Source organism: Streptomyces sp. NPDC020898 (genome assembly GCF_044333925.1).
Lineage (GTDB): Bacteria > Actinomycetota > Actinomycetes > Streptomycetales > Streptomycetaceae > Streptomyces.
In genome coordinates this window covers 1,309,509-1,325,023 of sequence record NZ_JBIRRV010000001.1, presented here as the reverse complement: position 1 = coordinate 1,325,023, position 15,515 = coordinate 1,309,509, and the positions used below count along the sequence as shown (strand labels likewise).

General features: G+C 71.1%; 12 protein-coding genes. 6 read left to right on the top strand and 6 right to left on the bottom strand.

Translation table 11 applies throughout. The annotated features are described in order from the left end of the window. The first annotated feature begins 6 nt into the window (after positions 1–6). From ACH4TV_RS05760 to ACH4TV_RS05740, 5 genes are all read left to right on the top strand, one after another. Positions 7–993: an ABC transporter substrate-binding protein gene (locus tag ACH4TV_RS05760; protein ID WP_398394532.1), complete on the top strand. Its 987-nt coding sequence runs from the start codon at positions 7–9 to the stop codon at positions 991–993. Between the two features lie 414 nt (positions 994–1,407). Beyond that, complete coding sequence (locus ACH4TV_RS05755) at positions 1,408–3,855, top strand: FAD-dependent oxidoreductase (RefSeq protein ID WP_398394531.1); 2,448 nt, start codon at positions 1,408–1,410, stop codon at positions 3,853–3,855. Between the two features lie 135 nt (positions 3,856–3,990). After that, the gene (locus ACH4TV_RS05750; protein WP_398394529.1) at positions 3,991–5,223 is read left to right on the top strand and encodes a sarcosine oxidase subunit beta family protein; all 1,233 of its coding nucleotides are present in this window, start codon (positions 3,991–3,993) and stop codon (positions 5,221–5,223) included. A gap of 24 nt (positions 5,224–5,247) precedes the next feature. Continuing rightward, complete coding sequence (locus ACH4TV_RS05745) at positions 5,248–8,523, top strand: sarcosine oxidase subunit alpha family protein (protein ID WP_398394527.1); 3,276 nt, start codon at positions 5,248–5,250, stop codon at positions 8,521–8,523. After that, positions 8,516–9,133 carry a sarcosine oxidase subunit gamma gene (locus tag ACH4TV_RS05740; protein WP_398394525.1) on the top strand — a complete coding sequence of 206 codons (618 nt, stop codon included), beginning with the start codon at positions 8,516–8,518 and terminating at the stop codon, positions 9,131–9,133. The genes ACH4TV_RS05745 and ACH4TV_RS05740 overlap by 8 nt, the downstream gene beginning before the upstream one ends. A 37-nt stretch (positions 9,134–9,170) precedes the next feature. Here the strand turns inward: ACH4TV_RS05740 and ACH4TV_RS05735 are convergent, their stop codons facing one another. Beyond that, on the bottom strand, positions 9,171–9,782 hold the full coding sequence (locus ACH4TV_RS05735; RefSeq protein WP_398394523.1) for a helix-turn-helix domain-containing protein: 612 nt from the start codon (positions 9,780–9,782) through the stop codon (positions 9,171–9,173). 121 nt (positions 9,783–9,903) lie between these two features. On the opposite strand from ACH4TV_RS05735, the gene ACH4TV_RS05730 reads away from it, so the two are divergent. Then, on the top strand, positions 9,904–10,698 hold the full coding sequence (locus tag ACH4TV_RS05730; protein WP_398394521.1) for an IclR family transcriptional regulator: 795 nt from the start codon (positions 9,904–9,906) through the stop codon (positions 10,696–10,698). Positions 10,699–10,726: 28 nt separating this feature from the next. Here the strand turns inward: ACH4TV_RS05730 and dmpG are convergent, their stop codons facing one another. Genes dmpG through ACH4TV_RS05705 form a run of 5 tightly spaced genes read right to left on the bottom strand, consistent with a single transcriptional unit; the run spans position 10,727 to position 15,486 of the window. After that, positions 10,727–11,749: a 4-hydroxy-2-oxovalerate aldolase gene (gene dmpG, locus ACH4TV_RS05725; protein WP_398394519.1), complete on the bottom strand. Its 1,023-nt coding sequence runs from the start codon at positions 11,747–11,749 to the stop codon at positions 10,727–10,729. Further along, complete coding sequence (locus ACH4TV_RS05720; RefSeq protein ID WP_398394517.1) at positions 11,746–12,708, bottom strand: acetaldehyde dehydrogenase (acetylating); 963 nt, start codon at positions 12,706–12,708, stop codon at positions 11,746–11,748. The genes dmpG and ACH4TV_RS05720 overlap by 4 nt, the downstream gene beginning before the upstream one ends. Further along, positions 12,705–13,508: a 2-keto-4-pentenoate hydratase gene (locus ACH4TV_RS05715; RefSeq protein WP_398394515.1), complete on the bottom strand. Its 804-nt coding sequence runs from the start codon at positions 13,506–13,508 to the stop codon at positions 12,705–12,707. The genes ACH4TV_RS05720 and ACH4TV_RS05715 overlap by 4 nt, the downstream gene beginning before the upstream one ends. Next, positions 13,505–14,476 carry a 3-carboxyethylcatechol 2,3-dioxygenase gene (locus tag ACH4TV_RS05710; RefSeq protein WP_398394513.1) on the bottom strand — a complete coding sequence of 324 codons (972 nt, stop codon included), beginning with the start codon at positions 14,474–14,476 and terminating at the stop codon, positions 13,505–13,507. The genes ACH4TV_RS05715 and ACH4TV_RS05710 overlap by 4 nt, the downstream gene beginning before the upstream one ends. After that, positions 14,473–15,486 (bottom strand): zinc-binding dehydrogenase, encoded by a 1,014-nt coding sequence (locus tag ACH4TV_RS05705; protein ID WP_398394511.1) that lies wholly within the window; start codon positions 15,484–15,486, stop codon positions 14,473–14,475. The genes ACH4TV_RS05710 and ACH4TV_RS05705 overlap by 4 nt, the downstream gene beginning before the upstream one ends. Positions 15,487–15,515 lie beyond the last annotated feature (29 nt).

Here is a 15,515-nt window from a genome sequence, read left to right as displayed (position 1 = left end):
ACCACCATGGCAAGGCAAGCAACAAAGTGGAGAGTCGGCGCGGCCGGCACAGCCGTTCTCGCTCTCGCTCTCACCGCCTGTGGCGGCGCGAAGGTCGGCGACGACTCCGCGGGCTCCGACACCTCCTCCGGGACCGGAGGCTCCGCGAAGTGCGGCACCTTCAACCTCGCGGTCAACCCGTGGGTGGGTTACGAGGCGAACGCGGCGGTCGTCGCGTACGTCGCGGAGCAGGACCTCGGCTGCAAGGTCACCAAGAAGGACCTGAAGGAAGAGATCGCCTGGCAGGGCTTCGGGACGGGTGAGGTCGACGCCGTCATCGAGAACTGGGGTCACGACGACCTGAAGAAGAAGTACATCACCGACCAGAAGACGGCCGTCGACGCCGGCGCGACCGGCAACGAAGGTCTGATCGGCTGGTACGTACCGCCGTGGCTCGCCAAGGCCCACCCGGACATCACCGACTGGAACAGCCTCAACAAGTACGCCGCGGAGTTCAAGACCTCCGAGTCGGGCGGCAAGGGTCAGCTCCTCGACGGTGACCCGTCGTTCGTCACCAACGACGAGGCGCTGGTGAAGAACCTGAAGCTGGACTTCAAGGTGGTGTACGCGGGCAGCGAGACGGCGCTCATCCAGGCCTTCCGCAAGGCGGAGAAGAACAAGGAATGGGTGATCGGCTACTTCTACGAGCCCCAGTGGTTCATGGCCGAGATACCCCTGGTCAAGGTCAAGCTGCCCGAGTACACGGCGGGTTGTGACGCGGACGCGGAGAAGATCGCGTGCGACTACCCCGTGTACAAGCTCGACAAGATCGTCAGCGCCAAGTTCGCCAAGTCGGGCAGTCCCGCCTATGACCTGGTCAAGAACTTCACCTGGACGAACGAGGACCAGAACACCGTGGCCAAGTACATCGCCGAGGACAAGATGACCCCGGAGGCGGCGGCGAAGAAGTGGGTCGACGCCAACCGGGCGAAGGTGGACGCCTGGATCCAGTAGTGCCTGAGGTGTGTTGAGGGCGAGTGCCCGGTGGGCGGTGCGCGTATGTGTGCGCCGCCTGCCGGGCGTTGTTGTGTCTCGCCCTCGCCGCCCTTACCCGTGCCCATCCTCGAGGGCCCCGCCCCCGAACCCCTGTTCGCGCTGAACGCGCTCGTCCTCAAACTCCCCCAGAGGGGGGACCCCCAACGGGCTGGATGGTGCCGGCCGGCGCTTGGGTTTTCAGCCCGTCCGGCGTTTGAGGACAAGGCCCGTTCAGGGCCGTAAGGGGGGTCTGGGGGCGCAGCCCCCAGGGATGGGAACGGGTAAGGGCGGCGGGGGCGAGACCCCTCTTGACACCCACCTGCACGGCAGGCACATTGAGTTGCGCAACCTGAATCATGTTGCGTGGACAGCAACTGAACCGGAGGTGCGGCGATGGCGGGACCCCGAGTGGTCATCATCGGAGCGGGCGTCGTTGGCGCGGCACTCGCGGACGAGATCTCCGCGCGAGGCTGGACCGAAGTGACCGTCGTCGACCAGGGCCCGCTGCCCGCCACCGGGGGATCGTCGTCGCACGCCCCGGGCCTGGTCTTCCAGACGAACTCGTCCAGGACGATGACCGAGATGGCCCGCTACACCGTCGAGAAGTTCTGCTCCCTCGACGTCGACGGCAAGCCCTGCTTCCTCCAGGTCGGCGGCCTCGAAGTGGCCACCACCCCCGAGCGCCTCACCGAACTGCACCGCCGCCACGGCTGGATCACCGCCTGGGGCATCGAAGCCCGCCTGCTGAGCGCCGAGGAGTGCGTCGCCCAGCACCCGCTGGTGAACCCGGACAGGGTCCTCGGCGGCCTCCTGGTCCCCACGGACGGCCTCGCCAAGGCGGTCCTCGCCGTCGAGGCGCAGATCCGCCGGGCCACGGAGCGCGGCGTGACCTTCCTGCCCGGCCACGAGGTACTGGACGTCCAGCAGGCCGACGGCCGCGTGACAGGCGTCCTCACCTCCCAGGGGGAGATCCCCGCCGACATCGTCGTGTGCTGCGCCGGCATCTGGGGCCCGAAGATCGCCCGCATGGTCGGCCTGAACCTCCCCCTGACCCCGCTGGCCCACCAGCTCGCCTGGACCGGCCCGGTACCGGCGCTGGCCGGTCAGACGGAGGAGGCGGTGCGCCCGATCCTGCGCCACCAGGACGCCGACCTCTACTACCGCGACCGCTTCGACACCATCGGCATCGGCTACTACGGCCACCGCCCGATGCCGATCTCGGCCGACGACATCCTCTCGGTGGAGGAGTCGGACACGGCCGGGGCGATGCCCTCGGTTCTGAAGTTCACCGAGGACGACTTCGAGCCCGCCTGGACGGAAACCCAGTCGCTGCTCCCCTCGACGAAGGACGCGAAGGTCGAGGAGGGCATCAACGGCCTGTTCTCCTTCACCACCGACAACTTCCCGCTCATGGGCGAGTCACCGGACGTCAAGGGCTTCTGGGTCGCGGAGGCGGTGTGGGTCACGCACTCCGCGGGCGTGGGACTGGCCATGGCGGAGTGGCTGGTGGACGGTTACTCCTCCACCTTCGACCTGCACGAGTGCGACCTCAACCGCTTCGAGCCGCACCAGCTGTCCCCGGAGTACGTCCTGGCCCGCGACTGCCAGAACTTCGTCGAGGTCTACGACATCCTCCATCCCCTCCAGCCGTCCGGGCACCCCCGTCCCATCCGTACCAGCCCCTTCCACGCCCGCCAGCAGGAGCTGGGCGCCTTCTTCCTGGAGGCGAACGGCTGGGAGCGCCCGCAGTGGTACGAGGCCAACGCGCCCCTGGTGGAAGGCCGTTCGCTCACGACCCCGAACGACTGGGCGGCGCGGTACTGGTCGCCGATCGTCGGCGCCGAGGCCCAGGCCACCCGCGAGACGGTCGCGATGTACGACATGACGGCCCTCAAGCGCCTGGAGGTGACCGGCCCGGGTGCCGCGGCCTTCCTGGAGGGCCTGACCACCAGCAAGGTCGCCAAGTCGGTCGGCTCGGTGACGTACACCCTGCTCCTCGATCACGACGGCGGCATCCGCAGTGACATCACGGTGGCCCGCCTGGCTCGCGACCTCTTCCAGGTCGGGGCCAACGGCAACCTGGACCTCGACTGGTTCACCCGCCACCTCCCGGCCGACGGCACCGTCCAGGTCCGCGACATCACCCCCGGCACGTGCTGTATCGGCCTGTGGGGCCCGCTGGCCCGCAAGGTCCTCCAGCCCCTGACGGACGAGGACTTCACGAACGAGGGCCTGAAGTACTTCCGGGCCAAGCGGGCCTACATCGGCTCCGTCCCGGTGACGGCGATGCGGCTGTCGTACGTCGGCGAACTCGGCTGGGAGTTGTACACCACTGCCGACCAGGGCCAGAAGCTCTGGGACACCCTGTGGCAGGCGGTCCAGCCGCTGGGCGGCATCGCGGCCGGCCGCGGTGCCTTCAACAGCCTCCGCCTGGAGAAGGGTTACCGCTCCTTCGGCACCGACATGACCTACGAGCACGACCCGTACGAGGCCGGCGTCGGCTTCGCGGTGAAGCTCGACAAGGGCGACTTCGTCGGCAAGGCGGCACTGGAACGCCGTATGGCGGATGTACGACGGAAGCTCACCTGCCTGACCATCGACGACCCGCGGTCGGTGGTGATGGGCAAGGAGCCGGTGTACGAGGGTGACCGGGCCGTCGGCTATGTGACGAGCGCCGCGTACGGCTACACGATCGGCAAGGGCATCGCGTACGCCTGGCTGCCGACCGAACTGGCCACCCCTGGAACGGTGTTGCACATCGGCTACTTCGACCAGCGGGTGGAAGCGGTCGTGGCCGAGGAGCCCCTGTTCGACCCGACGATGTCCCGCCTCCGTGGGTAGGCGTTCCGCTGGGAGGGCGGCGCGGGGTTGTCGGTTCGCTGCGGCGCCGTCGTGGCTGGTCGCGCAGTTCCCCGCGCCCCTTTGGGGCGCTGCCGAGCCCCCCGGTCCACTCACCGCAGAAGACGGAGACGTCCGATGAGCCCCCGTACCCCCGGCGCCGAGCTGCCCGAGCACCCCGACTGGCTGTGGCGCACGCCCGAGCCGAAGCGGTCGTACGACGTGATCGTCGTGGGCGGCGGTGGACACGGCCTTGCCACCGCCCACTATCTGGCGAAGAACCACGGCATCACCAATGTCGCGGTGCTGGAGAAGGGGTGGCTGGCGGGCGGCAACATGGCCCGCAACACCACGATCATCCGCTCCAACTACCTGTGGGACGAGAGCGCGGGCATCTACGAGCACGCCCTGAAGCTGTGGGAGGGCCTGGAGGAGGAGCTGGACTACCCGATCCTCTTCTCCCAGCGAGGCGTGCTGAACCTGGCGCACAGCCTTCAGGACGTCCGCGACAGCGTGCGCCGTGTGGAGGCGAACCGCCTGAACGGCGTGGACGCGGAGTGGTTGGACGAGCGGCAGGTCAAGGAGGTCTGCCCGATCGTCAACATCTCACCGGACGTGCGCTATCCGGTGATGGGCGGCACCTACCAGCCGCGCGCCGGCATCGCCAAGCACGACCACGTGGCATGGGGTCTGGCGCGCTCGGCGGACGCGGCGGGCATCGACATCATCCAGAACTGCGAGGTCACCGGCCTGGACGTGGTCGGCGGCCGGGTGGTGGGGGTCCGGACGACCCTGGGTCCGATCGCGGCGGGCAAGGTGGCGCTCTGCTCGGCGGGCCACACGTCCGTCCTGGCGGCGATGGCGGGCATCGAACTCCCGCTCCAGAGCCACCCGTTGCAGGCGCTGGTCTCCGAACTCCTCGAACCCGTGCACCCGACGGTCGTGATGTCCAACGCCGTCCATGTGTACGTCAGCCAGGCGCACAAGGGCGAGTTGGTGATGGGCGCGGGCATCGACTCGTACAACTCGTACACGCAGCGCGGGGCGTTCCACATCATCGAGGAACAGATGTCGGCGGCCCTGGAACTCTTCCCGGTCTTCGCCCGCGCCCATGTGCTGCGCACCTGGGGAGGCATCGTCGACGTGAGCCCCGACGCCTCGCCCATCGTCGGGCTGTCCCCGGTCGACAACCTCTACCTCAACTGCGGCTGGGGGACGGGCGGGTTCAAGGCCACCCCGGGCGTCGGCTGGGTCTTCGCCCACACGATCGCCCACGACACCCCCCACCCGCTCAACGCCCCCTTCTCGCTCGACCGTTTCACCACCGGCGCGCTCGTCGACGAGCACGGCGCGGCCGCGGTGGCCCACTAGGGACCCTCAAGGGAGCCGAACGACATGCTGCTCATCCCCTGCCCGTGGTGCGGGCCCCGTGACGAGGCCGAGTTCCACTACGGCGGCCAGGCACACGTGCCGTACCCGGAGAACCCGTCGGCCCTCACCGACGAGGAGTGGGCCCGGTACCTGTTCTTCCGCGACAACCCGAGGGGCCCCTTCGCGGAACGCTGGAGCCACGCGGCGGGCTGCCGAAAGTGGTTCAACGCGGTACGGGACACGGGGACGAACGAGCTCCTGGCGGTGTATCGGGCGGGGGAGCAGCCTCCGGTGACCTCTTCAGCCCGGTCGGCACCCCCAGCCCGGTCAGCAACTGTTGAGCCCCGGCCGGCACCCCCAGCCCGTCCGGCGTTTGAGGACGAGGCCCCCTCAGGGCCGACCGGGGGCCTGGGGGCGGAGCCCCCAGAACTTTCGGGAAGGGGCGGGGTGGGGGAAGAATCCCAGCCGTTCCGCATCCCCACCCGCGGCCGAATCAACCGCGACCACACCCTGACGTTCACTTTCGACGGCACCGAACACCAGGGCTACGAAGGCGACACCCTCGCCTCCGCCCTCCTCGCCAACGGCATCATCCACACCGGCACCAGCATCAAACGAGGCCGCCCCCGAGGCATCTTCTCCGCCGGTGTGGAAGAACCCAACGCCGTCATCCAGATCGAGGCCCCGTTCCCCGAGCCGATGCTCCCCGCCACCACGGTCGAGCTGTACGACGGCCTGGTCGCCACCAGCCTCCCCGGCCAGGGCCGCCTCGCCACCGAACCGGACCCCGCCCGCTACGACGCCGTACACGCCCACTGCGACCTGCTGATCGTCGGCGCGGGCCCCGCGGGCCTCGCCGCCGCCACGGCAGCCGCCCGCACCGGCGCCCGCGTCATCCTCGCCGACGACCGGCCGGAACCCGGCGGCAGCCTGCTGGGCACAGGCGAACACACCGACTGGCTGGAGGCGACCGGCACCGCCCTCGACGCGGCACCCGACGTACGGGTCCTGCGCCGCACCACGGTCTTCGGCTACTACGACGACAACCACCTCCTCGCCGTCGAACGCCGCACCAACCACCTGGGCGCCGCCGCCCCCGAGAACGTCTCCCGCGAACGCGTCTGGCGCATCCGGGCACGCCGAGTCGTCCTCGCGACCGGCGCCCACGAGCGCTCGCTGGCCTTCGCGGACAACGACCGCCCCGGAGTGATGCTGGCCGCCTCGGCGCGTACGTACGTCCATCGTCACGGCGTCCTGCCCGGCCGCAGGGCGGTCGTGTTCACCACCAACGACAGCGCGTACGCAGCCGCACTGGACCTGTCCGCAGCGGGTGCGGACGTGGTCGCGATCGTCGACACCCGCACCGAACCGGGACCGTGGGCGGAGCGCGCGAGGGCGGCCGGTATCGAGGTGCTGGCCGGGTACGCCGTCGTCGGCACGGAGGGCGACGCACGCCTGAGTGCCGTGACGGTCGCCCTGTACGGAGAGTCCACGGTGTCCGGAAAGGCCACGGGACAGCGGGAGTTCGCCGCCGACCTGCTGCTGGTCTCCGGCGGCTGGAACCCGGTGGCGCACCTGTTCAGCCAGGCGGGCGGCAGGCTCCGCCACGACGACACGCTCGGCGCCTTCGTCCCCGACAGCTGCCGGCAGGCCGTCGAGGTCGCGGGCAGCGCGACCGGCGCCCTGGACCTGCCCACGGTCCTCGCCCAGGGCGTGGGCGCCGCGTCCCGCGCGCTGGAGGCGGAGGGCTACGCGCCACAAGCCCCCCGGCTCCCCGCCCCCGACCCGGCCGCCCAACCGCACACCCCGCCCATGCACGTGTACGCCATCCCCGACGCCTCCGACACCCACAGCTTCGTCGACCTCCAACGCGACGTCAGCGTGGACGACCTGGCCCGTGCGACCGGCGCCGGTATGCGCTCGGTGGAGCACACCAAGCGCTACACCACCGCCGGGACCGCCAACGACCAGGGCAAGACGTCCGGTCTCCTGGCCAGCGGCATCGTCGCCGCACTGCTCGGCGTCGACATCTCGGCCCTCGGCACGACCACGTTCCGGCCGCCGTACACGCCGGTCTCCTTCGCCGCCCTCGCGGGCCGCGACCGGGGAGCGCTGCACGACCCGGTCCGGACGACCGCCCTGCACACCTGGCACGCCGAGCACGGCGCGCTGTTCGAGAACGTCGGCCAGTGGAAGCGCCCCTGGTACTACCCGCGGGCCGGCGAGGACATGGAGGCGGCGGTACTGCGCGAGTGCGCCGCCGCCCGCGAGAGCGTGGCCTTCATGGACGCCTCCACCCTCGGCAAGATCGACGTCCAGGGACCGGATGCGGGCGCCTTCCTCGACCTGCTCTACACCAACATGATGAGCACCCTGAAGGTCGGCATGATCCGCTACGGCGTCATGTGCCGCCCGGACGGCATGGTCTTCGACGACGGCACCGTCATCCGCCTCGCCCAGGACCGCTTCCTGGTCACGACCACGACGGGCAACGCCGCCGCCGTACTGGACTGGATGGAGGAGTGGTCCCAGACCGAGTGGCCCGACCTGCGCGTCCACTGCACCTCGGTCACCGAGCAGTGGGCCACGGTCGCCCTCGTCGGCCCCCGCTCACGCCAGGTCCTCGGCTCCCTCGCGCCCCAACTGGCCGTGGACAACGCGGACTTCCCCTTCATGGCCTGGCGGGAGACGAGCGTCGCGGGCATCGCGGCCAGGGTCTGCCGGATCAGCTTCTCCGGTGAACTGGCCTACGAGATCAACGTGTCACCGTGGGAGGCCCTCGCCCTCTGGGAGGCGCTGTACGAGGCCGGCTCCCCCTACGGCATCACGCCCTACGGCACGGAGAGCATGCACGTCCTGCGTGCCGAGAAGGGCTACCCGATCATCGGCCAGGACACCGACGGCACCGTCACCCCGCAGGACCTCGGCATGAACTGGGTGGTGTCGAAGAAGAAGCCCGACTTCATCGGCAAGCGGTCGTACGCCCGTGCCGACGCCGTCCGCCCCGACCGCAAGCACCTGGTGGGCCTGCTCCCCGACGATCACGGCACCTTCCTCCCCGAGGGCACGCAACTGGTCGCCGACAGCGTGCTGCCCGCGCCGCCCGTCCCGATGCTCGGCCATGTCACCTCCAGCTACCGCAGCGCCGCCCTGGGCCGGACCTTCGCGCTCGCCCTGATCAAGGGCGGCCGGGAACGCGTCGGCGAGCGCCTGTACGCCCCCGTGGGCGACCGGCTCGTCCCGGTGACCGTCGCGAGCCCCGTTCTCTACGACCCCGAGGGAGCCCGCCGAGATGGCTGACACACCCGTCCTCAGCACCGCCCCGCTCAGCGGCCCCCTGTCCGCCCTGTCGCACGCGGCCGATCGGCTGGCCGCCGCCACCCGCACCTCCGGGGGAGCGGTCCGGCTGGCCGAACTCCCCTTCCTGACCCAGCTGAACGTGCGCCTCGACGCCAAGGGGGCGGCGGCCGACGCGGTCGGCCTCGCGCTGGACCTTCCCCTGCCGCTCGCCCCCAACAGCGTCGTACGCGCGGGGGAGTTGACGGTGCTGTGGCTGGGGCCGGACGAATGGCTGCTGGTGGGTCCGCCGGGCAGCGAACGGGACCTGGAGAGCCGTATCAGGAAGGCCGCCGGGGACGAGCACGTCTCCGTCATCGACGTGTCCGCCCAGCGCACCACGCTCCTCGTCGCGGGCCCCCGCGCCCGTGATCTGCTGGCCCATGGCTGCCCGCTGGACCTGCACCCGCGCGTCTTCGGCGCCGGACACTGCGCCCAGACGACCCTGGGCCGCACCCAGGTCGTGCTGGTCGCCCGGGACGAACCCCGGGCCGGATTCTGGGTACTGGTCCGCTCGTCCTTCGCCGGCTACCTGACGGACTGGCTGCTCGACGCGGCGACGGAATACGTCTGAGGGCGTACGTCTGACGGGGCACGTCTGCGCGCCTCCGTCAGCCGGTGCCCTGGATGACCGTCGGGCTCATCTGCCGTACCTGCGGCAACGTGGTGACCATGTGGGCGACCACCCGGTCGCTCAGACAGACGTGCCGGTGGGGGATGTCGCCGGGGAAGCGGACGAAGTCACCGGCGGCGAGGTCGACCGGTTCGGCGAGCGGGCCCGTGCGCAGCTTGCCGGTGATCACGTAGATGTGGTGCAGCGTGCCGGCGGCGTGCGGGGCGACGGGCTCCGGCTGCCGGCCGCCGCGCTCCAGGCGCAGGACCAGGGTCCGGACGTACCCCGAGCCGTAGACCTCGTCCAGCAGCCGCTCCGACCAGTCGCCGGCGTCGGACCACTGGCCCTCGTCGTGGCGCTGGACGTAGACCGGTGTGCCCCACTCGGTCAGCAGGCGGCGGGCCGGGACGTCCAGGGCCGCGCCGAGCTGGGAGAGGGTCTCCACCGTGGGGTTGCCCGCGCCCTGCTCGATCTTCGACAGGGTCTGCTTCGACAGGCCCGACCGGCGGGCCAGTTCGCCCAGCGACATGGCGCGCTCCAGCCGGAACCGGCGGACGTTACGGGCCACCAGCTCGTTCTCGTGAGCCTGGTCGTCACTTTTAATGTACATCCCGTCATTGTTGACGGACGGGCGGTCGGCTGGCCATGCTTGTCACCTAAAAGTTTCCCAACGGCGTATTGAAATTGACACCAGCCACTCGAAGCTCCCCTCGAAGATGAGGTGAACCGCCATGAGCACCGCTTCCGTCGCTACCCAGGTCCGTGACGACCGGGCCGCCGTCGACAAGGCCATCAGCCTCCTCGTCGCCTTCGGCGACCGGGCGAGCAGCGGGCTCGGGGTCAGTGAACTCGCCCGGCGGGCGCGGCTGAGCAAGTCGACCGCCCACCGGGTGCTGGGCATGCTGGAGCGCAACGGCGTGGTGGAACGCGTGGGCACCGACTACCGGCTCGGCGAGCGTCTGCACGCACTGGGCCTGGCCGTGTACGCCCCCGGTCACGAGGGCGTCCGCGACCTGCTGCTGCCCTTTCTGACCGACCTCTACGAACTCACCCACCACACCGCCCACGTCGCCGTCCTGCACGGCACCGACGTGGTCTACCTCGCCAAGCTCCACGGCCACCGCCCGGCGCCGGTCCCCTCCCGCATCGGCGGGCGCCTGCCCGCACATGTCACCGCGGTCGGCAAAGTCCTGCTGGCGTACGACTTCGACGCCGCCGAACAGGCGCTGGCCGGGCCGTTGCCCCGCTTCACCGACCGCACCCTCACCGACCCAGGGGAGCTGTCGGCCGAGCTGGACCGTATCCGCCGCACCGGTGTCGCCTTCGACGACGAGGAGAGCCAGCCCGGCCTGAGCTGCGTCGCCGCCCCGGTACTGGACCGCACCGGCCGTGCGGTGGCCGCCCTGTCCGTCGCCGGCCGGCGCGGCCACATCGACACCCAGCGGCTGAGCGCCGAGGTGCGCCGGGTCGCCGCGGGCGCCTCGCGCGCATGGATCGGACGGGCCGCCCGTCCGCCGCGCGCGTAACCGCCAGCTGCCAACTGCCGTACGCCTCTCAGACGTTGGCGGGCCCCAGCAGATCCAGGGCGATGTCCACGATCATGTCCTCCTGCCCGCCGACCAGTCCGCGCCGCCCGACCTCCAGCAGGATGCTCCGTACGTCGATGCCGTACTGCCGTGAGGCCGCTTCGGCGTGCCGCAGGAAGCTGGAGTAGACACCGGCGAAGCCGAGGGTGAGGGTCTCCCGGTCGACCTGGACGGGGCGGTCCTGGAGCGGCCGTACCAGGTCGTCGGCGGCGTCCTGGAGGGCGAAGAGGTCGCAGCCGTGCTTCCAGCCGTTCAGGGTGGCCACCGCGATGAACGGTTCGATCGGGCAGTTGCCCGCGCCCGCGCCGTGCCCGGCGAGGGAGGCGTCCACTCTGGTGACCCCCTCCTCGACGGCCACGACGGAGTTCGCCACGGCCAGGGAGAGGTTCTGGTGGGCGTGGATGCCGATCTGGGTCTTTGGGTCGAGTACGTCCCGGTAGGCGCGGACGCGTTCCCGGACGCCGTCCATCGTGAGCCGGCCGCCCGAGTCGGTGACGTAGACGCAGTGGGCGCCGTACGACTCCATCAGCCGTGCCTGCTCTGCCAGTCGGTCCGCCGGGGCCATGTGGCTGAGCATCAGGAAGCCGGAGACGTCCATGCCGAGTTCGCGGGCCGTGGCGATGTGCTGGGCGGAGACGTCGGCCTCGGTGCAGTGGGTGGCGACGCGGACCGAGCGGACACCGAGCGCGTAGGCCTGCTTCAGCTCGGCGATGGTGCCGATGCCGGGGAGCAGGAGCGTGGTGAGGGTGGCGCGCTCCAGGGCGGAGGCGGCGGCCTCGATCCACTCCCAGTCCGTGTGGCTGCCGGGGCCGTAGTTGACGGAGCCGCCCGCCAGTCCGTCGCCGTGCGCGACCTCGATGGCGTCCACCCCGGCCGCGTCGAGGGCGGCGACGACGCGGGCGACATCGGCGGGGGCGATGCGGTGCCGTACGGCGTGCATGCCGTCCCGCAGGGTGACGTCCTGGACGTACAGGCCGGTGTCGGTGGTCATGCGGAGGCCTCCTGCCGGGTGTGCCGGGCGATGCGTTCGGCGGTGCGCAGGGCGGCCGAGGTCATGATGTCGAGGTTGCCGGCGTAGGCGGGGAGGTAGTGGGCGGCGCCCTCCACCTCCAGGAAGACCGAGACGCGGGTCGTCACCTTCGGCGCGTCGGCGGGCAGGAGGGTGTGGACGGGTTCGTCCGGCGGTACGGGGGTGAACTGGACCTCCTGCTTCAGCCGGTAGCCCGGGACGTACTGGGCGACCTCGGCCACCCGCTTCTCGACGGCGGCCCGGATCGCGTCGTGGTCGGCGTCGCCGATCAGGCAGAAGACGGTGTCCCGCATGATCAGCGGGGGCTCGGCGGGGTTCAGGACGATGATCGCCTTGCCGCGCGCGGCACCGCCGACGGTCCGGATCGCGGCCGACGTGGTCTCCGTGAACTCGTCGATGTTGGCCCGGGTGCCGGGACCGGCCGACTTCGAGGCGATCGAGGCGACGATCTCCGCGTAGGGAACGGGAGTTGTGCGAGCCACGGCGTGCACGACAGGGATCGTGGCCTGGCCGCCGCAGGTGACCATGTTGACGTTGCCGGCGTCCAGATGGTCGTCCAGGTTGACGGCGGGGACGACGAACGGGCCCACGGCCGCCGGGGTGAGGTCGACGAGGCGTTTGCCGTACGGGGCGAGCCGGGCCGCGTTGGCGAGGTGCGCCTTGGCGGAGGTGGCGTCGAAGACGATGCCGATGTCCTCGAAGTCGTCCATCGCGACGAGGCCCTCGACGCCCTCGTGGGTGGTGGGGACGCCGAGGCGGCGGGCCCTGGCGAGGCCGTCGGAGTCCGGGTCGATACCCACCATGGCCGCCATCTCCAGGGTGTCCGAGAGACGCAGCACCTTGATCATCAGGTCGGTCCCGATGTTGCCGGAGCCGATCACGGCCACTTTCGTCGTCTGCACGGCGGGCACGGCGGTCATGACGGCTCCTTGTCGGCGAACGTGGCGGTGACCGTGCCGAGGCCGGTGATCTCCGCGAGCACGGTGACGCCGGGGGAGACGCCGACCATGGGGCCGAGGGCGCCGGAGAGGACGACCTGGCCGGCGCGCAGGGGGTCCCCGTGGTCGCGTGCCGTCCGGGCCAGCCACAGCAGGGCGTTGAGGGGGTCGCCGAGACAGGCGGCGCCGTCGCCCTCGGACACGAGGGTGCCGTCGGCGTACATCCGCATCGTCGCCTCGCGGGGCTCGAACGCGTCGAGGGGGAGCCGGGATTCACCGAGGACGTACAGGCCGCTGGAGGCGTTGTCGGCGACGGTGTCGGTGAGGGTGATGTCCCAGTCGGCGATCCGGCTGTCCACGATCTCCAGGGCGGGCGTCGCATGGCCGACCGCCGCGCGCACCGCCGCCAGGTCCAGGCCGTCCGTGTCGAGGTCGGCGGCGAGGACGAAGGCGATCTCCGCCTCGGCCTTCGGCTGGAGCAGCCGGGACATCGGCACCTCGGCGCGGCCGGAGACGTCCATGTCGGCGAAGAGGACACCGAAGTCCGGCTGGTCCACGCCGAGTTGCTTCTGCACGGCCGGCGAGGTGAGGCCGATCTTGCGCCCGGTGACGACGGCCCCTGCGGTCAGCCGGCGTGCGGTGAGCAGGCGTTGGACCTCGTAGGCCCTGACGACGTCGGTGCTGCCCAGGAGGTCACGGACCGGGCCGCAGGGCCGCTTCTTGTCGGCGGCGCTCTCCAGCCGGTCCGCCGCTTCGGTGACGATCTGCTCGCGGTGGTTCATCGGAGCGGCTCCTGTTCCGCGGTCGCCACGGCGAAGCCGGCGATCCACTCGGGGATGGGGGCGTAGAAGCGGGAGGTCACCCGGTAGGCGCCGGCGCCGGTGGGACCAGTAGGGCCGGTGGCGGCGAGGGAGGCGAACGCGGCGATCCAGGTGCGCACTTCGTGCGCCGAGCCGCCGCCCTCGGTGCCCATCCACTCGACGGTCCAGTCGTCGACGTCCGCCAGCCGGCCGCTTTCGAGGGTGTCCAGGACGTGGTTGTCCCAGACGGGGTTGAGGGGGATCATCCGGGTCGACCCGGCGGCGTAGTCGCGGCCGGCCTGCACGACGCGCTCCTCGCCCCGGGCGCGCTGCTCGGGCGTCGGCGGGCGGCCCTCGATGAGGGCGTCGGCGACGCGGGGCGGGGCGCCGTCGAGCACCGGGACGGGCGGGTCGTGGGAGAGGCCGCCGGAGCCGAGGAACAGCACCCTGCGGTCCAGCTCGGCCGCCGCCTCGCCGATGGCCGTACCGAGGGCTCTGATGCGGCTGACCGGACCGAGCGGTGTGGCGACGCCGTTGATGAACACCGGGACCACCGGGACCTTGTCGATGCCGCCGAACAGGACCTCCAGCGGCTGCACGAAACCGTGGTCGACGGTCATCCGGGCCGAGACGGTGAGGTCGATCCCACGGTCCAGCACCCCACGGGCCAGGGCCCGCGCCGCGTCCGTGTCGACCGACAGGGGACCCGCCGACGAACCGAAGTCGCCGACCGCGCTCGCCTCGGTGGCCAGGCAGAACGGGGGCATCTCCTTGTAGAAGAAGCCGTTGTAGTGGTCGGGGGCGTACAGGACGACCAGTTCCGGGTCGAAGGCACGGACGAAGGAGCGGGCACCCTCGACGGCTTCCTCGACGGAGGCCAGGACCTCGGGTGCGGGGTCGTTCTTTCCGATCAGCGGGGAGTGGGACAGCCCGACGGCTGCGGCGGTCACGATGACTCTCCGGTCGTTGTTGTCTCTTCGGTCTCTTGGTGCGGTGGGTGCACGACGAGCTTTCCGGTCAGCCGCCCGTCGATCATGAGCTGGAAGCCCTTGTGGATCTCGTCCAGGGGCAGCGTGCGGTCGATGACCGGGCGCAGACCGGTGGCGTCCATCAGCTTCAGCAGCGCGACCAGCTCACTGCGGGTGCAGCCGGTCGAGCCGAGGATGCGCTGCTGGAGGTAGAAGACGCGGCCCAGGTCGGCGGGCGGGTTGGTGCCGCTCGTCGCACCGGCGATCACCAGCGTGCCGCCCGGCCGCAGCGACTTCAGCGAGTGTGCCCAGGTCGCCTCGCCGACCGTCTCCACGACGATGTCGACCCGCTCGGGCAGCCGCTCCCCGGTCGGTACGGCCTTCCGCGCGCCCCAGGACTCGGCCTGCGCCCGCTTCTCCGTGCTGCGGCTGGTCGCGTAGACGACGGCACCGGCCGCCACGGCCAGCTTGATCGCCGCCGAGGCCACGCCCCCGCCGGCGCCCTGCACGAGGACCCGGTCACCGGCGCGGATCCGGGCCTGGGTGAAGAGCATGCGGTACGCGGTGCCCCAGGCGACGGGCAGACAGGCGGCCTCGTCGAAGGTGAGCCACGGCGGTTTCGGGACGAGGTTGCGGGTCGGGACGGACAGGTACTCGGCGAAGGAGCCGTTGTGCCGCTCGGACAGCAGCGCGCGGTTCGGGTCGAGCGTCTCGTCGCCCATACCGGCGTCGGTGTCGGCGAGCACGGGGTGGACGAGGACCTCGGTGCCGTCCTCGTCGTATCCGGCGGCATCGCAGCCGAGGACGATGGGCAGCCGCTCGGGCGGGTGGCCCACCCCGCGCAGCGTCCACAGGTCGTGCATGTTGAGCGACGACGCGACGACCCGGACAAGGGACCACCCGGGCCGGGGTCCTGGCTTCGGAACGTCCCCGACGACGAGGCCGGCCAGTGGGTCGGTCGCGCTCTGGGAGACGGCGGTTGCGGCAAGCATGGGTGCACGCTCTCCCGGGGGCCGGGCCC